A 25,722-nucleotide genomic window follows, 5' to 3' on the forward strand; every position below is an offset into this window, starting at 1 on the left:
TTCACCCGGTTCGAAGGGGTGTCGATCGACCCCAAGCCGGTGCAGCCGGGCGGCCCGCCGATCTGGATCGGCGGGCGGTCGGACGCCGCCCTGACGCGGGCCGGGCGCCAGGGTGACGGGTGGGTGTCCTATGTCGTGACACCGGAGCGCTATGCCCAGAGCCTGGACAAGATCCGGGCCGCCGCCGCCGCCCACGGACGCTCGCTCGACGGCTTCGCGACGGCGCATCTGACGTTCATCACGGTGGGGCGCGATTACGAGCGGGCTCGGGCGGGGTGGGTCGCCCGGCTCAGCAAGCGCTACGCCCAGGACTTCGGACCGCTCGTCGACCGCTACGGGGTGGTCGGCACGCCCGCGCAGTGCATCGAGCGCCTGGAGGCGTTCCGGGCCGCCGGCTGCCGCCACTTCCTCCTGAACCCGATCTGCGAGCCGCCCGAAGAGCGGGAGCAGCTGGAGACGATCGCCGCCGAGATCCTGCCGCGCTTCCGAAGAGACTGACGTATCTCTTCGGGGGCGTTTCAGGCTCCGCCCCGCGGACTACAATGGGCGTGGGAGGCCAGGCGGCATGGGGCAGTTCTTTGTGCCTGTTCGGCTCACCGGGCCGACCGGGCGCACCGAGCAGGTCGAGTTGCTCGTCGACACGGGCGCTACGCTCGTGGTTCTGCCGCGTGACCTGGCCGGCCGGCTCGAAGTCGCCGTTCACCGAATGCAGCCGATCATCGTCGCCGGCGGGACCGAGGCGACGTGGCCAGTCGGCGAAATCCGGATAGCCATCGACGGGCGTGAAGTCACCACGCCGTGCTTCATCGCTCCGGATGGTCCCGCGCTGCTCGGCGCGGTCGCTCTCGAGAGCCTCTTTTTCGCCGTCGACCCCGTCGCCAAGCGGCTCGTTCCGACCCGGGGCCTGGTGGTCTGAGGACCACGCATGGCCGAGCCGACGGGCGGCGAGCTGGTCGCGAGGGTCCTCGAGCGGGCCGGCGTGGGGCACGTCTTCACCCTGTGCGGCGGACACGTGCTGCCCATCTACGACGGCTGCCTCGGCGAAGGCATCCGGGTGATCGATATGCGGCACGAGCAGGCCGCCGCCCATGCCGCCGACGCCTACGCGAGGCTCACCCGCAACATCGGCGCGGCCGTCGTGACGGCCGGGCCCGGGGTGACGGACGCCGTCACCGGGGTGGCCAACGCGCAGTCGGCCCGGAGCCCGCTGCTGCTCATCGGAGGCGCCGCCCCACTCGGGCTGCGGGGCCAGGGCGCCCTGCAGGAGATGGAGCAGGTCGCGCTCCTGCGGCCCATCACCAAGGGGGCGTGGTCGGTGACCGACACCCGGCAGATCCCGGAGGTGCTGACGGCGGCGATCCGGACGGCGCTCACGGGTCGACCAGGTCCGGTCTTCGTCGAGATACCGGTCGATCTGCTCATGAACCGCGTCGAGGATCGCCTGGCGCCCATCCCCGCGGGCTCGGTGCACCGGTCGGCGACGCCTCCGGATCCCGACCTGGTGGTCCGTCTCGCCCACCTGCTCGCGAGCGCGCAGCGTCCGGTGGTGATCGCCGGCGGCGGCGTGTGGTGGGACGAGGCGGCCAAGAGCCTGACGGTCTTCGCGGAGGCGGCCGGGGCTCCCGTCTTCATGAACGGCGCGGGCCGCGGGTGCCTGGCCTGGGACCACCCGCTGGCCTTTCCCCAGGCGAGGGGCTGGGCTCTGGCCAATGCTGATTTCGTCCTCGTCCTGGGCACGCCTCTGGACTTCCGACTGGGCTACGGTCGCTCACCGACGTTTGCCGAGGACGCGACCGTCGCCATGATCGACTGCGACCCGGCCGAGCTGGGACGCAACCGTCTCCTGCAGGTGGGGCTGTCCGCGCACATCGGGCGCGCCCTCGAGGCGCTGACCGACGCGCTACCGGCGGCGCTCGCCGGGCGGTGGGAGGGGTGGCGCCGGCAGGTCGCCGGCAAGGAGCGCGAGGGCCGGGACCGCCTGGCCGCCCTGTGCGCCTCCGACCAGGTGCCGGTGTCGCACTACCGCTGGGCGGCGGAGATCGCTCGCGTGGTGACGCCGGAGACCATCGTGATCGGCGACGGCGGCGACGTCGTCGGCTGCGCGGCGAAGGTCGTGGCGCTGTCCCGTCCCGGGCAATGGCTCGACCCCGGCCCGTTCGGGTGCCTGGGTGTCGGCCCCTCGTTCGCCATCGCGGCCAAGCTGCTTCACCCCGATCAGCGCGTGCTCCTGGTCGCCGGCGACGGCGCCTTTGGTCTGAATGGCATGGAGATGGAGACGGCGGTGCGCTTCGGGCTGCCGATCACCTGCATCGTGGGGAACGACGGCGGCTGGGGACAGATCCGGAATCCCCAGCTGGCCTTTTTCGGTGAGGCCCGGGCCGTGGCGACCTCGCTCCCCGTCACGCGCTACGACCTGATGGTGGAGGCCCTGGGGGGGCGGGGCGTCCTGGTCAGCGATCCCCGGCAGATCGCGCCGGCGCTGGAGCGCGCGCTGGCCTCCGATGACGTCTGGTGCGTCAACGTGCCGCTCGATCCGGCCGCCTATCGCCGAACGGGCCAGGTCTCGATGGCCATCTGACGCCGGAAGCGGAGCGCTAGTCCGTCGCCGGTGCTTCCGGGGAATCGAGCGACCCGGGGTCGAGCCGCGAGGTGAGCGACTGCAGCTCACTCTCGACTTCGCGGAGGCGACCCGCCAGCCGGTCACGCTCGTCTCGCAAAGAACGGGCCAGCGTGACGACCGCCTCGATCAACAGCCGTTCGCGATCGTCGAAGGCGGCGTTGCCGCTCTCGGTCTGGCCCGGGTCCGCGGGCTTCGTCCATCGCGCCTGTTGTCTCACGCCGGACTGGCTGAGCAAGAAGGGTGCCCGGGGTCAAACCTCTGACAGGACAGGGCGAATCGCTCCGCCGGTGTACATCGATTGACACCGGCGAGTCAGAGTGTCGGGCATCGAGACACTTCCCGCTGGTGCTAAGATTGCCTTCGCATGCCGATCTACGAATACGAGTGTCGGGACTGTCGTCGGGTGGTGAGCCTGCTCGTGCTCCGACCCAGTAGTGCGACCGCTCCAAGCTGCCCTCGCTGCGGAGGCTCCGCTCTGACCCGCCTGATGTCGCGCTTCGCCAGCCCCAAGTCCGAAGAGGCCCGCATGGAGGCCATGGCCGATGCGGCCAGCTTCGGCGACCTCGACGAGAACGATCCGGCGAGCGTGGCCCGCCTCATGAAGCGCATGGGGCGGGAGATGGGAGAAGACCTCGGCGACGACTTCGAGGAGGCCGTCGACGAAGCGATGGAGGAGTCGGAGCACGCCGACTCCGCCGACGAGTCCCCGGCAGCGACCGACTCCGTCTCGACCGACGACGCGTGAAGGTCCTCTCTCATCCCGGCTTCGACGGCGTCGGGGCGACCGCGTGGTCGCGCCTGCATGCCGGCAGCCGCCTGCGCTCGCCGTTCCTGACCTGGGCCTGGCAGACGGAGTGGGCGCGCGCGTTCGCTCCGGGCCGGCCGCTCGAGATCTGGCGCGTCGAGGACACTGACGGCCTGGTGGCCGTGCTGCCCCTGTGGGAGCGCGCGCCCGGCGTGCGGGAGCTGATCGGCGGCGCCGACATCTCGGACTACCTGGATCTGCTGGCCGCGGCCGGACGGGAAGAGGAGGCGTGGACGGCGCTGCTCGGCGCGCGGGCGGCGGCGCCGGTGACCTGGGAGCTGCACGCCGTGCCGGCGGCGTCCCCGACGGTGGGCGCGCTCCCCACGCTGGCGGCGGCGTTCGGGCTCCAGGCGGCGGTCGCGGTCGAGGAACGCTGCCCGGTGATCACGCTGCCCGGGTCGTGGGAGGCCTACCTGGAAGGCCTGACGAGCAAGCAGCGGCACGAGCTGACGCGAAAGATGCGGCGCCTGGCCCGGGAGGCGCCGGACGCCCACGTGACCCGGCTCGCCAGGCGGGACGAGATCGAGCTTCGCCTGGGTGACTTCCTGGACCTGCACCGGCGAGCCCGCACCGGCAAGGCGAAGTTCATGGACGCCCGCATGGAGGCCTTCTTCCGCCGGATCGTGGCGGCGTTCGGCGAGCTGGACATGGTCCGCCTGTGGCTGCTCGACAGCGCGGGCGGGCCGCTGGCCACCTTCCTCGTCCTCGAGTGGGACGAGACGGTCGGCGTCTACAATTCCGGCTTTCATCCCGAGCGCGCGTCGCTAGCCCCGGGGCTGGTCCTGCTGGGGCACATGGTCCGCGACGCCATCGCCCGCGGCAAGCGCCGCTTCGATTTCCTGCGCGGCGAGGAGCGGTACAAGTACGATTTCGGTCCGACGCCCGAGGACGTCTACCGCGTGGCCCTGGCGCCGGTCGGAGGCGCCCATGCCTGAGACGATCCGCGTGGCCATGTTGAGCGTGCACACCTGCCCCCTGGCGGCGCTGGGCGGCAAGGAGACGGGCGGCATGAACGTCTACGTGCGCGAGCTGAGCCGCGCGCTGGGACGCATGGGCCTGGAGGTGGACGTCTACACCCGCTCGCAGAACCCGGACATCCCGCGGGTCGTGCCGATGGGGGAGGGGGCCCGGGTCATCCACGTGGCGGCGGGCCCCGAGGCTCCGCTGTCGCGGCCGGTGGTCCACCGGCACCTCGAGGAGTTCCGCGAGGGGGTCGAGAGCTGGCGCATCGCCCGGGGCGTGGACTACGACCTCATCCACGCGCACTACTGGCTGTCCGGGGCCGTGGCCCTGGCGCTGCGGGAGCGGTGGGCCGTCCCGGTCGTCCAGATGTTCCACACGCTGGCCCGCCTGAAGAACGACGCCGCGCGCACGTCCCAGGAGCGAGAGCCGGAGCTCCGGCTCGCCGAGGAGGCGCGTATTCTGAAATCCGCCGACCGGATCGTGGCGGCCGCCCCCGCGGAGGCCGAATACCTCGCCCGCTACGGCGCCGTGGACCGCAGGCGGATCGCGGTGGTCCCGTGTGGCGTGGACACCGAGCTCTTCCGCCCGGGAGCGCAGATCGAGGCCCGGGCGGCGCTGGACCTGTCCCCCGGACCGGTGATCCTCTACGTGGGCCGGATCGCGCCGGTGAAGGGGCTGGACACCTTGCTCGATGCCGTGGCGCGCCTGCGCGATCGCGGGCGCGCCGTGCAGCTCCTCATCGTGGGCGGTGACGCGGACGAGCCGCTGGATGGCCACGAGGCCGCGCTGCGCCACCGGGCCGAGCGGCTGCGGGTCGGTGATCGCGTGCGCTTCGTCGGCGCCCGGACCCAGCCCGTGCTCCGCACGTATTACGTGGCCGCGGACGTCACCGTGCTGCCCTCCTACTACGAGTCGTTCGGCATGGTGGCGCTGGAGGCGATGGCCTGCGCCAGCCCGGTGATCGCCTCCCGCGTGGGCGGGCTGGTGACCACCGTGCGGGACGGCGTCACCGGCTATCTCGTCGCCGACGGTGACGCCGATGCCCTGGCCGGCCGGATCGACGCCGTGCTGGGCGACGCCGATCTGCGCTGGCGCCTGGGCCACGAGGGCGTCCGGTGGGCGGCGCGGCATCGCTGGGCCTGCATCGCCGAGGCGATCTGTCGTGAGTACGCGCGCCTCGAGCCGCGGGCCGGCGCCCATCTCGACGCGGCGCACTGCGCGTAGTCCGGCGCTGTCCCGATGTCGTGATAAACTCGCGCGGAAGTGGCGAAACTGCTCGACGTTCGCTCCCTGACGACCCAGTTCTTCACCAGCGCCGGTATCGTCCGCGCCGTCGACGGCGTGTCGTGGGACGTCGACGAAGGCGAGACGGTGGCCCTCGTGGGCGAGTCCGGCTGCGGCAAGAGCGTCAGTGCCCTGAGCATCATGCGGCTGGTGAGCGAGCCTGCCGGGCGGATCGTGTCCGGGGAGATCCTCTTCAAGGGCCGGAACCTCCTGGCCCTCTCGGACGAGGACATGCGGCACATCCGCGGCCGCGAGATCGCCATGATCTTCCAGGAGCCGATGACCTCGCTGAATCCGGTCCTCACGGTGGGCCGCCAGGTCACCGAAGGGCTCGAGATCCACCTGGGCATGACGCCGGCAGCCGCCCAGCAGCGCGCGGTGGAACTGCTGGCCATGGTCGGCATTCCGGATTCGGCCCGCCGCCTCCGCCAGTATCCGCACCAGTTCAGCGGCGGCATGCGCCAGCGGATCATGATCGCCATGGCGCTGGCGTGCAACCCGGCGCTCATCCTGGCCGACGAGCCCACGACGGCGCTGGACGTCACCATCCAGGCCCAGATTCTGGAATTGATGAAGGAGCTCTCGCGGCGGCTCGGGGTCGCCATGCTGGTGATCACCCACAACCTGGGCGTGGTGGCCCGCTACGCCGATCGGGTCAACGTGATGTACGCGGGGCGGATCATCGAGCGGGCCAGCGCGCGCGAGCTCTACGCCAACCCCCGCCATCCCTACACGCTCGGGCTCCTGCGCTCGGTTCCGCGTCTGGACGAGCCCCGGCGCGAGCGGCTGGCGCCCATCGAGGGACAGCCGCCCGACCTCACCCGGCTGCCTTCCGGCTGCGCTTTCGCGAGCCGCTGCGTGTTCCAGGTGGAGCGGTGTCTGCGCGAGGTTCCGCCCCTGCGCCCCCTTGGTGCCGACAGTCATGTCAGCGCCTGCTGGGAGGCCGAGCGAGTGAAAGCCCATGCGCACTGAGGCCCCGACGGCGGTGACCGGGCGAGCGCCCACCGCGGGCCCCGAGGTGCTCCTGGAGGTCCGCGATCTGGTCAAGCACTTCCCGGTCGGGGGTGGGGTCTTCACCGGTCCGCGGGCGGTGGTGCGTGCCGTCGATGGGGTGAGCTTCACGATCCGGCGTGGCGAGACGCTCGGCCTGGTGGGGGAGTCCGGGTGTGGCAAGACCACCACGGGACGCTGCATCCTGCGGCTGGAACGGCCCACGAGCGGCAGCGTCCTGTTCGAGGGGCGAGACCTCACGACGGCCGACGAGCAGGAGCTGCGGGGCATGCGCCGCAGGATCCAGGTGATCTTCCAGGATCCCTACAGCTCGCTGAATCCCCGCATGACCGTGGGGCAGATCATCGCCGAGCCCCTGGCCGTTCACGGGATCGTTCCCAGCGCCCCCGCCCGCCGCGCCCGGGTCACCGAGCTGCTGCGCCGGGTGGGGCTCCTGCCCCAGCACGCCAGCCGCTATCCGCACGAGCTGTCGGGTGGGCAGCGCCAGCGGGTGGGGATCGCCCGCGCCCTGGCCATGGAGCCCGCGCTCATCGTCTGCGACGAGCCGGTCTCCGCGCTGGACGTCTCGATCCAGGCCCAGATCATCAATTTGCTGGAGGACCTGCAGGCGGACTTCGGCCTCACGTATCTCTTCATCGCCCACGACCTGGCGGTCGTGAGGCACATCTCGGATCGGGTCGCCGTGATGTACCTGGGCAAGATCGTCGAGCTGGCCGACCGCAAGGCCCTCTACGAGGACCCGCTGCACCCTTACACGAAGGCCCTGCTGGCCGCCGTGCCGATCCCCGACCCCGAGCTGGAGGCCCGCCGCGCCCGGGTGGTGCTGAGGGGTGAGGTCCCGAGCCCGCTCAATCCCCCGTCAGGCTGTGTCTTTCACCCCCGCTGCCCGATCGCCATCGACCGGTGCCGGGGCGAAGTTCCCGCCCTCCGCGAAGTCAGGCCGGGCCACTGGGCCGCCTGTATCCTGGCTTGACAGGTCGGCGCACGCTCTTTAAGGTGGCTGGAACCTAAAGGGTTGCGAAACTTTCTGCCGTCGCTGCGGTTTTCAATCGAAACACCTGGAGGTGACTGATGCGCCGCGTCACGATGCTCCTCGTCCTGCTCGTCGTTGGTGCGCTGGCCCTGCCCGCTCTGGCTCAGGAGAAGCCGCGCCACGGTGGTGAGCTCGTCTTCCCCGTGCCCTCCGAGCCCCCATCCTACGACGGTCACCGGGAGGAGACCTTCGGGCTCATTCACCCCTTCGCGCCCTTTTACAACACGCTGCTCCGGGTCGATCCCAACGATCCTTCGGGCACCAAGCCGGTCGCGAGCTTGGCCGAGAGCTGGACGATCTCGAAAGACGGCCGCACCTACACCTTCAAGCTCCGGAGCGGGGTGAAGTTTCACGACGGCAGCCCGATGACCTCAAAGGACGTCAAGGCCTCGTACGACAAGATCATTTCCCCGCCTGCGGGTGTGGGCTCGAGCCGCAAGGGCCAGTACTCCGTGGTGGAGGCCGTCGAGGCGCCCGATCCCCAGACCATTCGTTTCCGCCTCAAGTGGCCCTCCGGCGCTTTCCTGACCTCCCTCGCTTCGCCCTGGAACTTCATCTACAAGGCCGACATCCTGGCCAAGGACATGCACTGGTTCGAGAAGAACGTCATGGGCACCGGCCCGTTCACCTTCGTAGAGCACGTCAAGGGTTCTCACGTGGTCGGCAAGAAGAACCCGGACTACTGGGATAAGGGCAAGCCGTATCTCGATGGATTCCGGGCCCTGTTCGTGCGGGATTCGGCCGCCCAGGTGGCGCTGGTCCGCGGCGAACGCGCCCACATCCAGTTCCGCAGCTTCACGCCCAAGGACCGGGACAATTTGAAAGCCGCGCTGGGCGACAAGATCACGGTCCAGGAGAGCCCCTGGGACTGCATCCTGCTCGTCGCCATGAACCACGAGAAGAAGCCCTTCGACGACAAGCGGGTTCGCCGGGCCCTGACCCTGGCGGTCGACCGATACGAGGGCTCGAAGGCGCTCTCGCAGATCGCCATCGTGAAGGCAGTAGCCGGGGTCCAGGTGCCGGGCACGCCGTTCGCGACACCGCCGGAGGAGCTCGAGAAGATCGCCGGCTACTGGAAGGACATCAAGAAGTCGCGGGCGGAGGCCAAGCGCCTGCTGAAGGAAGCCGGGGTCCCGGAAGGGTTTTCGTTCACGTTCAAGAACCGCGGCATCCCCATGCCCTATGAGCCGCTGGCCGTGTGGCTCATCGACCAGTGGAGGCAGATCGGGCTCAACGTGAAGCACGAGGTGGTGGAGTCGGCGGCCTACTTCGGGCAGGTGGTACGGCCGGGGAACTTCGAAGTCGCCATGGACTTCCAGTGCGGCTACATCGTCGAGCCCGACCTCGACCTCTACAAGTTCGTTTCGCGGGACAAGAACCCCGCGAACTACTCTCGCTACACGGATCGCGCGCTGGATGAGCTGTATGACAAGCAGTCGCGGGCGACCGATCCGGAGGAGCGGAAGAAGCTGATCCGCCAGTTCGAGAAGCGGCTGCTCGACGAAGAGGCCCGGTACATGATGACGCTCCAGTGGCACCGCATCGTGCCGCACTCGGCCAAGGTTCGGGGCTGGCAGATCACGCCTAGCCACTATCTGAACAACACGCTCGATGTGGTGTGGCTGGCCGAGTAACGGAGCAGCGGTAGTCACGGCGCTGATCGGGTGGTGAAGAAGCGCCGCGCGCGGTTCCGGCGGGGCATGGGCGGGCGGGAGCCCGGCCGCCCATGCCCTGTCCGATGATCATGCTGAAATACATCGTCAAGCGGTTCTTCCTGATGATCCCCACCCTGCTAGGCGTGGCGATCTTGACCTTCTTCCTGCTCCGGGTCGTCCCCGGCGACGTCGTGGAGGCCCGCTTCGTCGGGGCGGGCCAAGGACAATTCGTCGATCACGAGCTCTTGGCCATGGAGCGGGCCAAGCTCGGACTCGATCAACCGCTGTGGAAGCAGTTCGTCGATTTCATGTGGGGACTGGTTCGCTTCGATTTCGGGCTCTCGATGTGGACGGGGGCGCCGATCACGGAGGAGATCAGGCTGCGCTTCGCCCTTTCCCTGCAGCTCGCCCTGATGGCGACCATCGTGGCGACGCTCCTGGCCATCCCGCTGGGCGTGGTGGCGGCCCTCAAGCAGGACACCTGGGTAGACTACGCCGTTCGCGTCTTTTCCATCGCCGGCCTGGCCACGCCGTCGTTCTGGCTCGGGATCCTCATGATTCTGGCCTTCCTCATCATCTTCAAGTGGCTGCCCCCCATGGTGTACACGCCGTTCTGGGTCGATCCCTGGGCGAACCTGGCCCAACTGATCTGGCCGGCGCTGGCCGTGGGATACCGGTACTCCGCGGTGGCGACGCGGATGACGCGCTCGGCCATGCTGGAGGTGCTGCGCGAGGACTACATCCGGACGGCCCGGGCCAAGGGGCTCTGGCTCAAGCTGATCCTGGTCCGCCACGCGCTCAAGAACGCCATGCTGCCGGTCGTCACGGTCATCGGCTTGGAGTTCGCCTTTCTCCTGGGGGGCCTCGTCGTCACCGAGCAGGTGTTCAACCTGAACGGCATCGGCTTGCTCTTCGTGGAAGCGATCGCCCGGCGAGACTACACGCTCACCCAGGCCCTCGTGCTCCTCACCGCGTCGGCGTTCATCGTCGTCAACTTCCTGATGGACGTCATGTACGCGTGGCTGGATCCGCGGATCCGCTATCGCTGAACCCATGGCCGTCACCCGACCCGCCGAGCGCGCCGCCGATCTGCCGGAGGCCTCATCCCGCCGGGCCTGGCTGGCGTCCACCATGGACTTTGCCCAACGCCGCCCCCTGGGCGCGATCGGGGCGGCGATCGTCCTGCTGATGCTGGTCGTGGCCACCACGGCGACCGCCATCTCACCCTACGACCCGCTGGCCGTGGACTTCGGAGCCATGCTGGCGGCGCCGTCTGCCGACCACTGGCTGGGCACGGATGCCTTCGGCCGTGACGTCCTCTCCCGCCTGATCTATGGGTCTCGAACGGCGCTGATCGTGGGGTTCGGCGCCGCCTTCTTCGGCGCTACGGCGGGGGCGGTTCTCGGCGTGGCCAGCGCCTACTTCGGAGGCCGCATCGACCTCTACCTGCAGCGGGTCATGGACGTCTTCATCTCGTTTCCGCTGATCATCCTGGCCCTGGCCATGGTGTCCATCCTCGGCAACAACCTCCCGAACCTGATCACCGCCATCACCATCCCGATGATTCCGCGCGCCGCGCTCGTCATCCGCTCTAGCGCGCTGAGCGTGCGCGAAATGCCGTACGTGGATGCGGCGCGGGCGGCCGGGTTCGGCAATGCGAGGATCATCCTGCGTCACATGTTGCCCAACGTGATGGCGCCGTACCTGATCATCCTCACCGCGTTCCTGGGGCAGGCGATCCTGCTCGAGGCCTCCCTGTCTTTTCTGGGGCTGGGAGTGCAGGAGCCAATCGCGGCCTGGGGGCTCATGCTGCGTGGCGCGGCCGTGCAGTTCGCGGAGACGGCGCCGTGGATGGCCATCTTTCCCGGTCTGGCGATCAGTCTCTCCGTCTTCGCCTTCAATCTCTTCGGTGACTCGTTGCGCGACGCCCTCGATCCGAAACTGCGCACGCAGTAATCGCGACCGGGGGTCTGGTGCGCTGCCGCCAAACCCGCGTATTGGTTGACACGACGCAGGAAGTCATGTACAAATCCTCTCTGGTCTGACCGCAACTCAACCAGGCGCAATTACAGGGGGATTCGATGCCGTACATCATCGCTGAGCCGTGCATCAACGTGAAGGACAAGGCCTGCGTCGAGGTGTGCCCGGTCGATTGCATCTACGAAGGGCCGGACATGCTCTACATCCACCCTGACGAGTGCATCGACTGCGGAGCCTGCGAGCCCGTGTGCCCGGTGAAGGCGATCTTTGCGGAAGACGAGACCCCCGAGCAGTGGAAGCGCTTCATCGACGTCAACAAACAGTTCTTCAAGGACAATCCCGGCGTCCAGCCGGCGAAGAAGAACTGACGGCGGCGCGGCACTTTTCTTACCATCGAGGGCCCGGTTGCCGGGCCCTTTGCTTTTGCACAGCCCTCGGGGCACGGCGCTTGTTTCTCTGGGCAGCGCCAGCTCGAAGCGGCACTGCAATCGAGGGAAATCTCTAGCGTGAGGCGTGGCACAGCGGTTGCCTTTCCGACCGGGCATGGATATGACATCGCGAGCCAACGGAAGCGAGCCCTCCCAGGACCCGGCCGACCGCTCGTATCATGGCGCTGTCTGCGCGTTCAAGCGCCGGCTGATCGAGGCCACGCTGCACCAGGCGCACGGCAATCGGACCCATGCGGCCCGTACGTTGGGGCTGCAACGGACCTACCTGCTGCGCCTCATCCGCGACCTCGGGGTGGCGGCGCCACCGCCGCCGCCCCGTCGCGGGCGGCGCGCCAGCAGCGTCCCCCTCGCCTCCTGACCTCGGCGCCGCTGCTCCCCGCGCTGCCACAGCCCGCCGACCGGGGCCATCAGCCCCGGTCAGCCCACCCGCGGTGCTAGCCGGGCACGCGGCACCCGCTACAAACGCAGCCACCCGTGCCTGGAGCAGCCCACCCACGGTGCTCGCCGAGCACGCGGCACCCGATACAATATACTCACCATGCCTGACGTCTGGATCACGGGTGCCGCAATGACGAGGATCGGCCGGCGAGCCGAGTCGCTGCCTGGCCTCATGGCCGAGGCCGCCCATGCGGCTCTATCCGACGCCGGTCTGGAGCGCCCGGACGCCCTGGTCATCGCCGTCATGAACCCCGAGGAGTTCGTCGGTGACGGCAACTTCGCCTCCCATGTCGCCACGTACCTGGGCCTCTCCGATGTCCCTGCCATCCGGATCGAGACGGCGACCTCGTCGGGCGCCGCGGCCTTCTACACGGGCTTCGCCGAAGTGGCGGCCGGCCTGGCCCGCCACGTCCTCGTCGTGGGCGGCGAGAAGATGACGCACCTGGCCACCCCGCGGGTGTCCGAGCTCATCGGTCGCTCGATCGATCCCTACGAGCGCTCGTACGGCGCCACGATGCCGGCGCTGGCCGGTCTCATCACCCGCGCGATGATGGCCCGCCACGCCGTCACCGACCGGGAGCTGGCCCAGGTGGCGGTCAAGAATCACGCCCACGCCGCGCGCAACCCTTACGCGCACTTCCGGGAGCCGGTGACCGTCGAGCAGGTTCAGGAGAGCCGGATGGTCGCGGACCCCCTGCGCCTGCTGCACTGCTGTCCCATCTCGGACGGCGCCGCCGCCGTGGTGCTCACGGCCAAGCGCGGACCGGTCCGCGTGGCCGGCATCGGGCAGGGAATGGACACGCTGGCCGTGCGGCACCGGGACGAGCTGACGCACTTCAAGGCCACGCGCATCGCCGCCAGGACGGCCTTCGCCATGGCCGGATTCGGGCCGGCGCGGGTCGACTTCGCCGAGGTGCACGACGCCTTTGCGCCGTTCGAGCTGATCGCGCTCGAAGATCTCGGCCTCGTCCCGCCCGGCAAGGCCGGCCGGGCCACCCTCGACGGTGAGACGGCCCTGGACGGTCGGCTCCCCGTCAACCCATCGGGAGGCCTGAAGGCCCGCGGCCATCCGCTGGCCGCCACCGGGATCGCCCAGGTCGTCGAGTGTGTCTGGCAGCTCACCGGCCGCGCCCAGAGTCGCCAGGTCTCGGGCCGGGTGGCGCTCACGCACTCGATCGGCGGGCTCGCGACGAACAACTGGGTCATCCTGCTGGAAGCCGTCGAGGGCGCTCCCCGGCGGACCGCGTCAACGTGATCGAGACGATCGCCGCCTCCCGCTGCCCCCGCTGCCGGATGATCGTGGCGCCGCCGGCGCCGTTCTGCCCGCACCACCCGGTGGCGATGACGCCCACCACGGTCGCCGGCGTGGGGGAGATCGTCACCTTCACCACGCTTCACGCGCCCCCCGAGGGCTTCCGGTCGCCGCTGCACATCGCGGTGGTCGCGCTCGAAGGCGGGGCCCGGTTCGTGTGTCACGGGTCGGAGACCCGGGGCCTGAAGATCGGCTCCCGGGTGGCCATCGAGGCCGTGGACGACGTCTACTACTTCTCCCATCTCAACACGCTGGATCGGGCGCGCCTGTTCTGGCGCCGGGCGGGCCACGCCGGGGACCGCGTGACCGCCATCACGCGCAGCGTGTTCAAGCGCGTCCTGCGGAGGGGACCTGGTGGCGCAGGCAGCTAAGCCGCTCGGTGGCATTCGTGTGCTGGATCTCACCCGGGTGCTGGCCGGGCCGTTCTGCTCGATGATCCTCGCCGACATGGGCGCCGAGGTCATCAAAGTCGAGGAGCCGGGCAAGGGCGACGACACCCGACGCTGGCCCCCGTTCGTCGGTGGCGAGGCGACGTACTTCATGTCGGTGAACCGCAACAAGCTCAGCGTGACGGTCAACCTCAAGACGCCCGAGGGGCTGGACGTCCTCAAGCGCCTGGCCACCAAGAGCGACGTGCTCATCGAGAACTTCCGGACGGGCACGATGGAGCGCCTGGGCCTGGGGTACCGGGCCCTGAGCCGGCTGAGTCCGCGGCTCGTCTACTGCTCGATCTCGGGGTTCGGGGAGACCGGGCCCGAGGCGCAGCGGGCGGGCTACGACCTGATCGTGCAGGGGGAGTCGGGGATCATGGACCTCACGGGCTTCCCGGACGGCCCGCCGGTGAAGGTGGGGAACTCGATCGCCGACCTGGTGGCCGGGATGTCGGCCGCGCACGGCATCACCCTGGCCTTGCTGGCCCGGACGCGAACCCGGCGGGGGCAGAAGGTCGAGATCGCCATGCTGGACGTCATGGCGTCCCTGCTCACGTACCAGGCCGGCATCTACTTCGGCACGAAGCAGCGGCCGACGCGCAAGGGCAACCAGCATCCCTCGATCGTCCCCTACGAGGTCTTCAAGGCCGGCGACGCCTACGTGACGCTGGGCGTGGCCAACAACTCGCTGTGGCTGCAATGTTGCCGGGCCCTCGAGCGGCCGGACCTGGCCGCCGACCCCCGCTTCGACACCGAGGCCAAGCGCGTCGAGAACCGCGCCCTGCTGGTGCCCCTGCTGAACGAGATCCTGGGCACCCGCAGCGCCGACGAGTGGCTGAAGCGGCTGGAAGCGGCCGGCGTACCCGCGGGCCGCATCCGCACCGTGGCCGAGGTGTGCGAGAGCGAGCATCTCAAGGCGCGCGGCATGATCGCGGCCCTGCCGCACCCCACCGCCGGCTCCATCACCGTCATGGGCGTGCCCATCCGCCTGCACGCAACCTCCGGCTCCGTCCGCACGGCCCCGCCGCTGCTGGGCCAGCACACCGAGGCCGTCCTGCGCCGGGTGCTCGGGCTGCGGGCGGCGCAGATCGCCCGGTTGCGTCGCGCGGCGGCGATCTGATCCCGATCCCGACGGACGACCGGCGGTGAAGAACGAACCGGCCCCGGTCATGGGGTCATTGACACCGCCGCTGCCTCGCGCTGTGATTGACACCCCCGCGCGGGCGGCCGCATCATGGCGGGACGGCTGAGGCAGGAGGAGCGATGGCCCGATTGATCACGATCTACGACACGACCCTGCGCGACGGCACGCAAGGCGAGGGCGTGTCGTTCTCGATGGAGGACAAGGTCCGGCTGGCCAGCCGCTTCGACGCCTTCGGCATCCACTACATCGAAGGCGGCTGGCCCGGCTCCAACCCCAAGGACCTGCGCTTCTTCCGACGGATGCAGGACGTCCCTCTCAAGCACGCCAAGCTGGCCGCGTTCAGCATGACGCGGCGGGCCGGCGGCCAGGCCGAATCCGATCCCAACATGCAGGCCATCCTCGATGCCGGCGCGCCGGTGGCGACCATCGTCGGCAAGTCGTGGGATTTTCACGTCACCCATGCGCTGGAGACGACGCTGGCCGAGAACCTGGCCATGATCGCAGACACCATCGCGTACCTGCGCCCGCGGCTGGCGGAAGTCATCTACGACGCCGAGCACTTCTTCGACGGCTTCCGGGCCAACCGCGAGTACGCGCTGGCCACCCTGCGCGCGGCCGCCGAGGCCGGCGCGCGCTGGATCGTGCTCTGCGACACCAACGGCGGCACGCTGCCGTCCGCCCTGGTGGAGATCATCCGCGAGGTCAAGGGCGCGCTGTCCACACCGCTCGGCATCCACGTCCACAACGATGCCGAGTGCGCCGTGGCCAACTCGCTGGCCGCCGTGCTGGAGGGCGTGAATCAGGTCCAGGGCACGATCAACGGCTTCGGGGAGCGCTGCGGCAACGCCAACCTGGTCTCCATCATCCCCAGCCTGGTGCTCAAGCTGAAGCTCCCGTGCGTGCCCGAGGCCAACCTGCGCGAGCTCCGCGAGCTGTCCCGGTTCACCGCCGAGCTGGCCAATCGCAAGCCCTGGTCCTCTCAGCCCTATGTGGGCGACTCGGCCTTCGCCCACAAGGGCGGCATGCACGTCTCGGCCGTGCTCAAGCACCCCGACACGTACGAGCACGTCGCTCCCGGGGCGGTGGGCAACCAGCGGCGCGTGCTGGTCTCGGAGCTGGCCGGCAAGTCCAACATCCTCTGGAAAGCGCGGGAATTCGGGATCGATCTCGACCGCGACACTCCGGACTCGCGGCGGATCCTCGACGAGATCAAGATCCTGGAGGATCAGGGGTACTTGTTCGAAGGGGCCGAGGCCTCGTTCGAGCTGCTGATGGAGCGCGCCCTGGGCCGCTACCGGCCGTACTTCGAGCTCGAGGCCTATCGGGTGATCGTGGAAGAGCAGAACAGCCAGGGCGAGCCGGTCGCCGAGGCCACCGTGCGGGTGCGGGTCAAAGGCATCCTGGAGCACACCGCGGCGTCCGGCAACGGCCCCGTGAACGCGCTCGACCACGCCCTGCGCAAGGCGCTCGAGGAGTTCTACCCCGGCCTCAAGGAGATGCGCCTGCTCGACTACAAGGTGCGGATCCTGGACGAGGCCAAGGCGACCGCCGCCAAGACCCGCGTCCTCATCACCTCGGGCGACGGGCGCGAGACGTGGGGCACCGTGGGCGTCGCCGACAACATCATCGAGGCGTCCTGGCGGGCGCTGGTCGACTCCATCGACTACAAGCTGCGCGCCGACGCCAGACGCCCGGCCGCCGGCTGACGGCGCGTCAGATTCCGCGCGAGCGGCGCCAGGCGCGGACCTGGTCGCCGTGCTCCTTGTAGTGATGGGCGGTCGTGCTATCCACGATCTGCCACGCGGTCTTCCCCGGCTGGTACCGTTCGCCGGGCACCGCCATGGCCGCGTGCATGAAATCCTCGTGGGAGCGGTCCAGGTCCAGCATCACCTGGGCGACCGGCTTGTCCTTGACGGCGGCGGCGAAGTTGGCGTTCCAGCCGTCGACATCGTCGTAGCTGCTGCCTTCGGGAATCGGCCGCTCGCCCCGGGCCAGCCGCCGCAGCGCCGGCGCCATTTCCCGATGCCAGCCCGACATGTGGCCCACGATTTCGCGCACGCTCCAGATGCCCAGCCACCGCTCGCTCATCTGCTCCTCGTTCAGGCCGCGCAGGGCCTCGTGAAAGGCCTGGTACTCCCGGGCGGCCGCCTGCAGCAGGTCCTCCTTGGTCTTCACGGTGTGCTCCTTTCGCCGCGTGCCTACGGGGCCAGCCGCTTGTAGAAGAGCAGTTCGCGGTAGCCCTGGGGCAGGTTGTCGATGTGCCCGGACGGCGCGAAGCCCAGCGCCGTGTGCATGCGGATGGCTGGCGCGTTCGTCTCTTCGGCCGACGAGAACAGCCGCGGGCTCGGCGACATCCGCTCGACCGCCTGGAAGAGGGCGCGGGCGACACCGCGCCGGCGCAGGTCTTCCCGGACGCAGACCAGCGACACCAGCGTGCACTGGAACCAGTCGGTCCGGTACGCCAGCACGCCCGCCACATGGGCGTCGTCTTCGGCGACCAGCAGGTGATGCTGCTCCACGTGCGAGCGGATCACCGGGCCGGCCCGCTCCGGCCCGATGGCCTGGACGGCCAGCGCCATGACGCCGGCGAGGTCGGTCTGGTCCGGCTGCCGGATCACCATGGGGCCCAGTGTACCGCCGGCGGCCAGCCGCCCTGGCTCAGTAAGTGCCGGGGCGCACCTGCTTGTAGAGCTCCTTGAGCTTGTCCACGGTGAAGTCCGGGGCCTGGCAGCACGCGATGATCTTCCGCTCGTCGGCGTCGACCTTGGCCACCCCCTCGGGGATCCTGGGGGCCAGCTCGGGGGGAACGGTGACCACGCCGTGGTGGTCGGCGTGGATCAGGTCGCCGGGCTTCACCCACAGGCCGCCGACCTTGACGGGCAGGCCGAAGTCCACCATGTGGACCCAGGCGTGGGAGACGGACACGTGAGCGGCGGCGAACTGGAAGCCCAGCGCCCGCACCTCGTCCAGGTCGCGCACGGACCCGTCGGTGACCACGCCCACGCACCCGAGGGCCCGGTGGATGTTGGCCTGGACCTCTCCCCACTGCGCGCCCTGGCCGCGCGGATCGTCCAGGTCGTGGACGACCACGACGCGCGGAGCCGGGATGGATAGCACGTACTCCCACCAGGCGAACGTGCTCGAGCGGTGACCCTGCAGCGGCTGAGGCTCGGCACGGATGAGCGCCGTCACTGCGTAGCCCACCAGGGGACCCAGGTCGGGGAACAGACACCGGATGTCGGACGACATGAAGCCCTGGTGGCGGGGCCGCACGTCGAACGTCTCGATGGCATTGGCCACCGTGGGACTGGAGATCTTCTTGAGGGCATCGATCACGTCCACCTCCTGAAGGTGTGGTTCGTCAGATGGTGTCCTTGCGCTTCTGGATGAGGATCTCCCGCAGCAGCCGCACGGCCTCTTCGACCTGACTCAGATTGGGATTGATGGTCAGGGCTCGCTCGAAGTATCCGAGCGCTGTCTCGGGTTGACCCAGTCGCATGAAGATCATGCCGTAGCCGCTGAGGGCGCCGAAGTGATAGGGATTGCGTCTCATGACCTCGTCGCAATCGGCGAGGGAGCGCTCGTAATCACCCAGCAGGTAGTAGAGCGTGGCGCGTTTGTTCCACCCCTCGGCGAAGTCCGGGCGTCGCTGGATGATGCGAGAGAACGTCTGCACGGCCGCCTCGGCCTCGTGCGCGGTCATCTGCTCCACTCCCCGGGCGAACAGCCGGTCGATCTCCGCGTCGCCGGAGCGGCTCCAGATCTCCCACATGGAGGCCTCGCTCGACGCTCGCACCTCGGCGTCGGTGTCCCGCAGCGCCCGCACGAGGCTGGGCAGGTCGTCCATGGTGCCGGTCCGTCCCAGGCCCCGGGCGCCGCGTTGCCGGGCCTCCGCGCTCGTGCGGTCGCCGAGGTCGGCGAGGTCGCGCGCACGATCGGCGCCCGCTGCGGCCGGCGCCACGAGGAGCAGCGCGGCGACGAGCCCGAGGACGCCGGCCAGGGTCACGGCGTGTAGACCTCGTTCACGCCGGTGGCGGCGAACATCGGCTCACGCCCCCCACCCGGCACGTAGATGCGGCCGTCGAGCACGGCGGCGCCGATGCCGTGGCGCGGCGTGGGCATCGGGGCTTTGGCGATCCACCGGTTGCCAGCGGGCTCGTACATCTCGGTGGCGTTGAAGATCCTGAACGGCGCCTCGCCCCCGAACACGAAGATCCGGTCGGCCAGCACCGCGGCGGCCAGGCCGCCGCGCGCGGTGGGCAGCGGCGGTCCGGTCTGCCAGCTGTCGGTTGCCGGGTCGTAGACTTCGACGTTGTCGAACTGCTGGCCCATGAACGACGTCCGCCCCCCGACGGCCCATATCCGCCCCTGAAACGCCACCGCGGCGAAGTGATCGCGCGCCGTCGGCATCGGGTTGGCCGCGGTCCACCGGTTGCTCGCGACGTCGTACACCTCGTGGACGCCGGTGGTGTCGTCTCCGGTTCCGCCCAGGGCGTGGATGCGTCCGCCCAGGACCACTGCGGCCAGGGCGCCTCGCGGCGTGGGCAGGGGCGCGCGTGTGCTCCACGCATTGCGCTCCGCATCGTACTCGTACACCGTCGGGACGGCGGTCCAGCTCATGCGGCCGCCCGTGTAGCCTCCGAGGACGAAGAGCCGGCCGTCGACCACGACGGCCGCGGCGTGGTGAGTGGCCTCCGGCAGGGGCGCCTTCGTGGCCCATTCGTTCGTCGTGGGGTCGTAGGCCTCCACCGTGATCATCGGGAGGGCCGAAGGCCCGAAGCCGCCGATGACGTAGACGAGATTGTCGAGGGCCGCGACGGCGACCTCCTGGCGTGGGGTCGGCATGGGGGCCAGCGTGGTCCACGCGCCGGGCGAGGTGACGTCCAGCGGCGCGGGGGAGTCCGTGGTCGCGCCCAGGCAGCCGGCGACACCGGCCGCCAGCAACACGGCGCCGGCGAACGATGGCAGCCTCATCGGCCCACGAGGGCCAGGAAGGCCCCCTCGTCGAGGACAGGAACGCCCAGGCGCTTGGCGTCGTCCAGCTTGTTTCCGGGAGACTCGCCGGCGACCACGTAATCCGTCTTTTTCGACACCGATGTCGTCACGCGACCTCCTAGCTGCTCGACCAGCTCACGCGCCGTCTCGCGCGGGAGATTCGCGAGCGTGCCGGTCAGCACGAACGTCTTGCCCTCGAGTGGCCGGGGACCGGCGTCCTCGGGGGCCGTGTCGCCCAGGGCCACGCCCGCCCGTCGGAGCTTCTCGATGACGTCACGGTTGGCCGGGTCGTCGAAGAACTTGCGCACGGACTGCGCGATCTGGGGGCCGATCCCGCGCACCTCGGCCAGCTCGTCGGCCGAGGCCGACAGGAGCCGAGCCATGCTGCCGAACCGCCGGGCGAGCAGCGCCGCCGCCCGCTCGCCGACCATGCGGATCCCCAGGCCGTTCAGGAGCCGCGCCAGGCCGCGGCTCTTCGAGGCCTGAATGGCGCCGACCAGGTTCTGCGCCGATTTCTCGGCGAAGCGCTCCAGCCGGGCCACCTGCTCGGCGGTGAGATCGTAGAGGTCGGCGAAGTTGCGCACGAGGCCCGTGTCCACGAGCTGGTCGACGGCGGCCTCGCCCAGTCCCTCGATGTCCATGGCGTGGCGAGAGCCGAAGTGCCGGAGGCGCTCCTTGAGCTGCGCCGGGCAGGCGCTGTTCAAGCACCGCCAGTGCGCCTCGCCCGGCAGCCGCGCCGCCGCGTGGCCACAGACGGGACAGCGCTCCGGAAAGACGTAGGGCCGGGTCTTCTCCGGACGCCGGGACATGACGACCTGGACGACGTAGGGGATCACGTCGCCGGCGCGCTCGATGAGGACGGTGTCCCCCACACGGATGTCCTTGCGGCGCACCTCGTCTTCGTTGTGCAGGCTGACGTTGCGGATCGTCACGCCGGCCAGCTCCACCGGCTCCAGCTTGGCCACGGGCGTCAGCGCGCCCGTCTTGCCGACGTTGACGTCGATGGCGAGCACGGTGGTGGTGGCCTGGCGCGCGGTGAACTTGTAGGCGATCGCCCACCGGGGATGATGACTGGTGGAGCCGAGGTGGAGCTGGTGCTCGAGGCTGTCGACCTTCACCACGGCGCCGTCGGCGTCGTAGCCCAGGCTGTCGCGATCGGCCTCCAGGCGCGCGCAGTAAACCAGCACGGCCTCGATGTCGGGACAGCGCTCCGTGCGCGGATTGACGCGGAAGCCCGCCTCGCGCAGCGCGTCCAGCGTCTCGCTGTAGGAGGGAAAGCCCAGGTCACGCGCCCGGCTGACGTGGTACAGGAAGATCGCCAGCGGGCGTCGAGCCGTGACCGCCGGATCCTTCTGGCGGAGCGACCCCGCGGCGGCGTTGCGGGGGTTGGCGAAGGTCGGCTCGCCGGATTCCTCCAACGCCCGGTTCAGCGCCGCGAAGTCCTCGCCGGGCATGTAGACCTCGCCGCGCACCTCCACCTCGTCGGCCTCGGCCAGGCGCCCGCGCAACACCATGGGCAGGCTGCGGACGGTGCGGAGGTTCGCGGTGATCTCTTCGCCCACCCGGCCGTCGCCCCGGGTGGCGCCGCGCGCGAGACGGCCCCGGCGGTAGAGCAAGGCCACGCCCAACCCGTCGACCTTCGGCTCACAGACATAGCTGAAGCGCGCCCCGGGCAGGACCCGGGTCAGACGGGCCTCGAACTCGCGCAGCTGCTCGGGGGTGGTCGCATTGTCCAGCGAGAGCATGGCCTGGACGTGCTCCACCGGCTTGAACGCGTCCACCGGCTGCCCCGACACGCGTTGGGTGGGGCTGTCCGGCGTGACGAGGTCGGGGAACTCGGCCTCCAGCTCCCGCAGCTCGCGCACCAGCGCGTCGTACTCGGCATCGGCGATCTCGGGGCGGGCCTCGACGTAATAGAGATAGTCGTGATGGTGGATTCGCTCGCGCAGCTCGGCAATCCGCTGCGCCGCTTCCCCCCGATGCATGGGGGCGATGGTACCACGCAAGTTCCGCTCTCTACCGGCGGCCGCGGGTGGCGGCGCGGGGTGGTGGCGGGGGGCGGGAGGGGTTCGCGGACCACGCGGGTTGCGGTTCGCGGACCACGCGGGTGGCGCGCGAGTCCGACGTCGGCGCGACCCGGTTCAACGGGGGCGCTGGCTCCAGCGGATGGCCAGGAAGACGGGCAGGAGGCCCGCGGCGACGATGGCCAGGGCCGGCACGGAAGCGTCCTCCCACAGGGACTCCGCCGTCAGCTCCCAGACGCCCACGGCGAGGGTGTCGAAGCCGAACGGTCGCAACAGGAGCGTGGCCGGCATCTCCTTCATCGTCTCCACGAAGACGAGGATGAGCGCGGTGAGGAGGCCACCGCGAACGAGAGGCAGATGCACCCGGCGGAGGGTGCCGAGGACCGACGTGCCCAACGAGCGCGCCGCGTCGTCGAAGGTGCCGGGGATCTTGCCCAGGCTGGCGTCGAGGGTCTGGTAGCCGACGGCCAGGAACCGCACGACGTAGGCGTAGACGAGCGCGGCAATCGAGCCGGTGAGCACGAGGCCCAGCGGGTGCCCCAGCAGTCGCTCCAGACCGCTCACGAGGAAATGGTCGAGCACGGCGACGGGACCCAGCACGCCGACGGCAATCACCGAGCCAGGCAGCGCATAGCCCATCGAGACGAAGCGCGTGACGGCGCGGACCGTCGTTGACGGGTGCAAGCGCGCCGCGTAGACGAGGACGAGCGCCAGCACGCCGGTGATGGTGGCGGCCAGGCTGGCCAGGACGAGGGTGTTGGCGAGCAGACGGCCGAAAGGAAGGTGACTGCCCACGTCGGCCTCACGGGCCCACACGAGCAGCTGTCCCACCGGCAGCACGAAGGCCGCCGCGAGCACCACCGCGCAGGCCAGCGTCGCCGCGCCGGCGCGCCAGCCGCTCAGGGCGACGGGCGTGATGCCAGGCCCGCGGCGATGACTCTGCACGAAGCGCGCGCGGCCGCGGAGCGCCCGCTCGAGCGCCAGCAGGAGGGCGGCGAAGAGCAGCAGGACGCTGGCGAGCTGGACGGCGGCGTCGCGCTCGAACATCCCCAGCCACACGCGATAGATCGCTTCCGTCAACGTGCGGTAACCGAACGTGGCCACCGTACCGAAGTCGGCCAGGGCTTCCATCATGGCCAGCGATACCCCGGCGACCAGGGAGGGCCGCGCCATGGGGAGCATCACCTTCCAGAGAACCTGAAATCGTGTGTGCCCCAGGCTGCGCGCCGTCTCCAGGGTGGCCGCCCCCTGCTGGCGAAACGCGTCTCGGGCGAGCAGGTAGACGTACGGATAGAAGACCAGGGTCATGACGGCGACGATGCCCCCGTACGAGCGGATGTCGGGCAGGCGCGCCCATTCCCCCAGCTCGCGGCGCAGCGCCGACTGTACCGGACCGGCGTAGTCGAAGAGGCCCAGGAATGCGAAGCCGATGACGTAGGCGGGCACGGCGAGGGGCAGCATGAGCGCCCACTCGAACACGGCCCGGCCCGGGAAGCGGAAGCCGACGACGAGCCAGGCCAGCCCGGTGCCGAGGACCAGGGTGGTCGCGCCCACGCCGGCCAGCAGGAACAGGGTATTGGTGACGAGCTCCCCGAGCTGCGTCTGCCAGAGATGCTCCCACACCTCCAGCCGGGGGTGAGCCAGGGACGAGAGCACGGCGACGATCGGCACGGCCAGGATGGCCGCGACCGGCGCCACCGCGGCGACCCACGGTGACAGCTCGAGCTGGCGTGCCCCCTGGACCTCGATCTCGCGGGTGCGGACCCGCCTCGCGCCCATGTGGCCGCCGGCTACCGGTAGCCCACGCGATCAGCGAGCCGGGTCGCCGCGGCCTGGTACTCGCCGGCCGCGGCGATATTGATGTCGTCGTGCCTGAACTTGCCCCAGCGGGCGACCAGGGGGTGCAGGGAGGCCTGGGGGTTGGCCGGATACTCGAAGGACAGGTCGGCGAACATCTGCTGGGCTTCCGGGCTGGACAGGTACTCGAGGAACTTGATCGCCCCGGCGCGATGTCTGGCGTGGGCCGTCACGCCGGCGCCCGAGACGTTGACGTGCGTCCCCGTCGTCTGCTGATTGGCCCAGTAGATTCCCACCGGGAAGCTCGCATCCTTGGCGAGCCGGCGGGCCAGGTAGTAGTGGTTGGCAAGTCCCACGTCGCACTGGCCGGCGGCGATCGCCTCCAGGATCTTCGTGTCGCCGTTGATGAGGATCGGCTGGTTGGCCACCCAGCCCCGCACGATCTCCTCCGTGCGCGGCTCGCCGTGGCGCTTGATCATGGTGGCGAGCAGCGACTGGTTGTAGATGTAGCCCGAGGTGCGCAGGCACAGGCGTCCTTTCCAGCGGGGCTCGCCGAGCGCTCCGTAGGTGCTGAGCTCGGCCGGCTTCACCCGCTGGGTGCTGTAGACGATGGTGCGGGCCCGGACCGTCAGGCCCACCCAGCGCTGCTCCGGATCCCGCAGGTGAGCCGGAACGTTCGCCTGCAGCTCGGGCGAGTCCACGCGCGAGAGCAGGCCGGCCCGGGCTGCGTTCCAGAGGTTGCCGGCGTCCACCGTGAAAAGGACGTCGGCCGGCGTGCGATCGCCCTCGGCTTTGAGGCGTTCGAACAGCTCGCCGGTGTTGCCGTTGAAGATCTTCACGGGGATGCCCGTCCTGCGGGTGAACGCGTCGAAGGCGGCCTCGTGCCCGTAGTGCCGGGCCGAGTACGCGACGACCGCGTCGGACGCGCTCGTGATGGAGGCTGCGGGAAGCGCCGTGATGAGCACGAGGAGGAAAACGACCAGGATCAATCGCATCGCACGGTCCTTTCCGGGCTATACTGGCGCCAGGAGCAATCGAGCATTAGGTTTACCTAATATGAAGAGAACGTCAAGCCTAAAGAACGCAGGCGCCGCCTCCACGACCGCTTCGGTTCAGGACTACCTGGCCGCCATCTACGATCTGGGCGCCAGCAGCGGGCCTGTGATCGGCGCCCGGCTGGCCAAGCACCTGGGGATCTCCGCGCCCGCCGTGTTCGAGGCGATCCAGCGGCTCACGCGGGGGGGCTACGTCCGCGTAGGCCGGGGCAAGGCCGTCAGCCTCACGCCCAAGGGCCGGGAGATCGCCGAGGTGATGGCCCGGCGCCACCGGCTGCTCGAGCGGTGGCTGACCGACACGCTCGGGCTGAACTGGGCCGACGCCCACGAGGAAGCCCACCGGCTCGAGCACGCCATCTCGCCGCGCGTCGAGGAGCGGCTGGCCGCGCTGCTCGGCATGCCCAGCACCTGCCCCCACGGCAATCCGATTCCGGGCATGCCCTCAGCCGTCCGCGTCGAGCCGTTCCCGCTCGCACGCGCGAAGGCGGGGACGACGGTCGTGGTGGAGCGCATCACCGAAGAGGCCGAGGCCGACAAGGATCTGCTCGAGTATCTGTGGCGGGCCGAGGTCCGCCCGGGCCGACGCCTCCGCGTCGTGGAGGTCGCCCCGTGGGCGGGCACGATCACGCTCGCGGGCGACGGGCGCACGATCGCGCTCGGGCTCCCGGCGGCCGCCAAAATCTGGGTGTACCGGCCCGAGCGCGCCAGCGCCCCGGCCTGAGGCGG

At 70.0% G+C, this 25,722-nt stretch carries 27 protein-coding genes; 18 read left to right on the forward strand and 9 right to left on the reverse strand.

Translation table 11 applies throughout. The features are described from left to right. From VFR64_03040 to VFR64_03050, 3 genes are all read left to right on the forward strand, one after another. Positions 1-498, forward strand: a 498-nt coding sequence (locus VFR64_03040; GenBank protein ID HET9488720.1) for an LLM class flavin-dependent oxidoreductase, incomplete at its 5' end; no start/stop codon positions are given. A gap of 67 nt (positions 499-565) precedes the next feature. Further along, positions 566-916, forward strand: a complete 351-nt coding sequence (locus VFR64_03045; GenBank protein ID HET9488721.1) for a retroviral-like aspartic protease family protein — start codon at positions 566-568, stop codon at positions 914-916. Between the two features lie 9 nt (positions 917-925). Next, entirely contained in the window at positions 926-2,578 is a 1,653-nt protein-coding gene (locus VFR64_03050) for a thiamine pyrophosphate-binding protein (protein HET9488722.1), read from the forward strand. 16 nt (positions 2,579-2,594) lie between these two features. Here the strand turns inward: VFR64_03050 and VFR64_03055 are convergent, their stop codons facing one another. After that, complete coding sequence (locus VFR64_03055) at positions 2,595-2,837, reverse strand: hypothetical protein (GenBank protein ID HET9488723.1); 243 nt, start codon at positions 2,835-2,837, stop codon at positions 2,595-2,597. A 147-nt stretch (positions 2,838-2,984) separates the two neighbouring features. On the opposite strand from VFR64_03055, the gene VFR64_03060 reads away from it, so the two are divergent. From VFR64_03060 to cimA, 14 genes are all read left to right on the forward strand, one after another. After that, complete coding sequence (locus tag VFR64_03060) at positions 2,985-3,365, forward strand: zinc ribbon domain-containing protein (protein ID HET9488724.1); 381 nt, start codon at positions 2,985-2,987, stop codon at positions 3,363-3,365. Next, positions 3,362-4,360 carry a GNAT family N-acetyltransferase gene (locus VFR64_03065; GenBank protein ID HET9488725.1) on the forward strand — a complete coding sequence of 333 codons (999 nt, stop codon included), beginning with the start codon at positions 3,362-3,364 and terminating at the stop codon, positions 4,358-4,360. Before VFR64_03060 ends, VFR64_03065 begins: the two co-directional genes overlap by 4 nt. Beyond that, entirely contained in the window at positions 4,353-5,612 is a 1,260-nt protein-coding gene (locus tag VFR64_03070; protein ID HET9488726.1) for a glycosyltransferase, read from the forward strand. The genes VFR64_03065 and VFR64_03070 overlap by 8 nt, the downstream gene beginning before the upstream one ends. A 39-nt stretch (positions 5,613-5,651) precedes the next feature. Further along, entirely contained in the window at positions 5,652-6,644 is a 993-nt protein-coding gene (locus VFR64_03075; protein ID HET9488727.1) for an ABC transporter ATP-binding protein, read from the forward strand. Then, on the forward strand, positions 6,634-7,656 hold the full coding sequence (locus VFR64_03080; protein ID HET9488728.1) for a dipeptide ABC transporter ATP-binding protein: 1,023 nt from the start codon (positions 6,634-6,636) through the stop codon (positions 7,654-7,656). Before VFR64_03075 ends, VFR64_03080 begins: the two co-directional genes overlap by 11 nt. A gap of 98 nt (positions 7,657-7,754) precedes the next feature. Next, on the forward strand, positions 7,755-9,350 hold the full coding sequence (locus VFR64_03085; GenBank protein ID HET9488729.1) for an ABC transporter substrate-binding protein: 1,596 nt from the start codon (positions 7,755-7,757) through the stop codon (positions 9,348-9,350). Between the two features lie 92 nt (positions 9,351-9,442). Then, positions 9,443-10,420, forward strand: a complete 978-nt coding sequence (locus tag VFR64_03090) for an ABC transporter permease (GenBank protein ID HET9488730.1) — start codon at positions 9,443-9,445, stop codon at positions 10,418-10,420. A gap of 4 nt (positions 10,421-10,424) precedes the next feature. Beyond that, complete coding sequence (locus VFR64_03095; GenBank protein HET9488731.1) at positions 10,425-11,327, forward strand: ABC transporter permease; 903 nt, start codon at positions 10,425-10,427, stop codon at positions 11,325-11,327. Between the two features lie 125 nt (positions 11,328-11,452). Next, a complete protein-coding gene (gene fdxA, locus VFR64_03100) occupies positions 11,453-11,719 on the forward strand; it encodes a ferredoxin (GenBank protein ID HET9488732.1) in 267 nt (88 codons plus the stop codon). A gap of 181 nt (positions 11,720-11,900) precedes the next feature. Beyond that, positions 11,901-12,158 (forward strand): helix-turn-helix domain-containing protein, encoded by a 258-nt coding sequence (locus VFR64_03105; GenBank protein ID HET9488733.1) that lies wholly within the window; start codon positions 11,901-11,903, stop codon positions 12,156-12,158. Positions 12,159-12,338: 180 nt separating this feature from the next. Next, a complete protein-coding gene (locus tag VFR64_03110; protein HET9488734.1) occupies positions 12,339-13,493 on the forward strand; it encodes a thiolase domain-containing protein in 1,155 nt (384 codons plus the stop codon). Further along, positions 13,490-13,921 carry an OB-fold domain-containing protein gene (locus tag VFR64_03115; GenBank protein HET9488735.1) on the forward strand — a complete coding sequence of 144 codons (432 nt, stop codon included), beginning with the start codon at positions 13,490-13,492 and terminating at the stop codon, positions 13,919-13,921. Before VFR64_03110 ends, VFR64_03115 begins: the two co-directional genes overlap by 4 nt. Beyond that, positions 13,905-15,101, forward strand: coding sequence for a CoA transferase (locus VFR64_03120; GenBank protein HET9488736.1), 1,197 nt, complete (start codon positions 13,905-13,907; stop codon positions 15,099-15,101). The genes VFR64_03115 and VFR64_03120 overlap by 17 nt, the downstream gene beginning before the upstream one ends. A 143-nt stretch (positions 15,102-15,244) precedes the next feature. Further along, entirely contained in the window at positions 15,245-16,831 is a 1,587-nt protein-coding gene (gene cimA / locus VFR64_03125) for a citramalate synthase (GenBank protein HET9488737.1), read from the forward strand. A 7-nt stretch (positions 16,832-16,838) separates the two neighbouring features. Here cimA and VFR64_03130 read toward each other — a convergent pair whose 3' ends face one another. The 8 genes from VFR64_03130 to VFR64_03165 all read right to left on the reverse strand — a co-directional run bounded on the left by VFR64_03130 (position 16,839) and on the right by VFR64_03165 (position 24,936). Next, positions 16,839-17,300, reverse strand: a complete 462-nt coding sequence (locus VFR64_03130; protein HET9488738.1) for a ClbS/DfsB family four-helix bundle protein — start codon at positions 17,298-17,300, stop codon at positions 16,839-16,841. 23 nt (positions 17,301-17,323) lie between these two features. Next, the gene (locus VFR64_03135; protein ID HET9488739.1) at positions 17,324-17,746 is read right to left on the reverse strand and encodes a GNAT family N-acetyltransferase; all 423 of its coding nucleotides are present in this window, start codon (positions 17,744-17,746) and stop codon (positions 17,324-17,326) included. Positions 17,747-17,783: 37 nt separating this feature from the next. Then, positions 17,784-18,461 (reverse strand): RraA family protein, encoded by a 678-nt coding sequence (locus tag VFR64_03140; protein HET9488740.1) that lies wholly within the window; start codon positions 18,459-18,461, stop codon positions 17,784-17,786. Between the two features lie 25 nt (positions 18,462-18,486). Beyond that, on the reverse strand, positions 18,487-19,131 hold the full coding sequence (locus VFR64_03145; protein HET9488741.1) for a tetratricopeptide repeat protein: 645 nt from the start codon (positions 19,129-19,131) through the stop codon (positions 18,487-18,489). Continuing rightward, positions 19,128-20,099, reverse strand: a complete 972-nt coding sequence (locus VFR64_03150) for a kelch repeat-containing protein (GenBank protein HET9488742.1) — start codon at positions 20,097-20,099, stop codon at positions 19,128-19,130. The genes VFR64_03145 and VFR64_03150 overlap by 4 nt, the downstream gene beginning before the upstream one ends. Next, positions 20,096-22,105: an NAD-dependent DNA ligase LigA gene (gene ligA / locus VFR64_03155; GenBank protein ID HET9488743.1), complete on the reverse strand. Its 2,010-nt coding sequence runs from the start codon at positions 22,103-22,105 to the stop codon at positions 20,096-20,098. Before ligA ends, VFR64_03150 begins: the two co-directional genes overlap by 4 nt. Before the next feature lie 156 nt (positions 22,106-22,261). Continuing rightward, positions 22,262-23,923, reverse strand: a complete 1,662-nt coding sequence (locus VFR64_03160; GenBank protein ID HET9488744.1) for an iron ABC transporter permease — start codon at positions 23,921-23,923, stop codon at positions 22,262-22,264. Between the two features lie 11 nt (positions 23,924-23,934). Further along, positions 23,935-24,936: an extracellular solute-binding protein gene (locus VFR64_03165; GenBank protein ID HET9488745.1), complete on the reverse strand. Its 1,002-nt coding sequence runs from the start codon at positions 24,934-24,936 to the stop codon at positions 23,935-23,937. Positions 24,937-24,997: 61 nt separating this feature from the next. Between VFR64_03165 and VFR64_03170 the strand changes: the two genes are divergently transcribed. Continuing rightward, complete coding sequence (locus VFR64_03170; GenBank protein HET9488746.1) at positions 24,998-25,717, forward strand: metal-dependent transcriptional regulator; 720 nt, start codon at positions 24,998-25,000, stop codon at positions 25,715-25,717. Positions 25,718-25,722 lie beyond the last annotated feature (5 nt).

The organism is Candidatus Methylomirabilota bacterium (genome assembly GCA_035709005.1).
Taxonomy (GTDB): domain Bacteria; phylum Methylomirabilota; class Methylomirabilia; order Rokubacteriales; family CSP1-6; genus 40CM-4-69-5.

Excerpts from the sequence above, each read along its gene's own strand:
- VFR64_03045 (HET9488721.1), top strand. The coding sequence starts at position 566 with ATGGGGCAGTTCTTTGTGCCTGTTCGGCTCACCGGGCCGACCGGGCGC.
- VFR64_03050 (HET9488722.1), top strand. The coding sequence starts at position 926 with ATGGCCGAGCCGACGGGCGGCGAGCTGGTCGCGAGGGTCCTCGAGCGG.
- VFR64_03060 (HET9488724.1), top strand. The coding sequence starts at position 2,985 with ATGCCGATCTACGAATACGAGTGTCGGGACTGTCGTCGGGTGGTGAGC.
- VFR64_03070 (HET9488726.1), top strand. The coding sequence starts at position 4,353 with ATGCCTGAGACGATCCGCGTGGCCATGTTGAGCGTGCACACCTGCCCC.
- VFR64_03080 (HET9488728.1), top strand. The coding sequence starts at position 6,634 with ATGCGCACTGAGGCCCCGACGGCGGTGACCGGGCGAGCGCCCACCGCG.
- VFR64_03085 (HET9488729.1), top strand. The coding sequence starts at position 7,755 with ATGCGCCGCGTCACGATGCTCCTCGTCCTGCTCGTCGTTGGTGCGCTG.
- VFR64_03090 (HET9488730.1), top strand. The coding sequence starts at position 9,443 with ATGCCCTGTCCGATGATCATGCTGAAATACATCGTCAAGCGGTTCTTC.
- VFR64_03095 (HET9488731.1), top strand. The coding sequence starts at position 10,425 with ATGGCCGTCACCCGACCCGCCGAGCGCGCCGCCGATCTGCCGGAGGCC.
- fdxA (HET9488732.1), top strand. The coding sequence starts at position 11,453 with ATGCCGTACATCATCGCTGAGCCGTGCATCAACGTGAAGGACAAGGCC.
- VFR64_03105 (HET9488733.1), top strand. The coding sequence starts at position 11,901 with ATGACATCGCGAGCCAACGGAAGCGAGCCCTCCCAGGACCCGGCCGAC.
- VFR64_03110 (HET9488734.1), top strand. The coding sequence starts at position 12,339 with ATGCCTGACGTCTGGATCACGGGTGCCGCAATGACGAGGATCGGCCGG.
- cimA (HET9488737.1), top strand. The coding sequence starts at position 15,245 with ATGGCCCGATTGATCACGATCTACGACACGACCCTGCGCGACGGCACG.
- VFR64_03135 (HET9488739.1), bottom strand. The coding sequence starts at position 17,746 with ATGGTGATCCGGCAGCCGGACCAGACCGACCTCGCCGGCGTCATGGCG.
- VFR64_03150 (HET9488742.1), bottom strand. The coding sequence starts at position 20,099 with ATGAGGCTGCCATCGTTCGCCGGCGCCGTGTTGCTGGCGGCCGGTGTC.
- ligA (HET9488743.1), bottom strand. The coding sequence starts at position 22,105 with ATGCATCGGGGGGAAGCGGCGCAGCGGATTGCCGAGCTGCGCGAGCGA.
- VFR64_03160 (HET9488744.1), bottom strand. The coding sequence starts at position 23,923 with ATGGGCGCGAGGCGGGTCCGCACCCGCGAGATCGAGGTCCAGGGGGCA.
- VFR64_03165 (HET9488745.1), bottom strand. The coding sequence starts at position 24,936 with ATGCGATTGATCCTGGTCGTTTTCCTCCTCGTGCTCATCACGGCGCTT.
- VFR64_03170 (HET9488746.1), top strand. The coding sequence starts at position 24,998 with ATGAAGAGAACGTCAAGCCTAAAGAACGCAGGCGCCGCCTCCACGACC.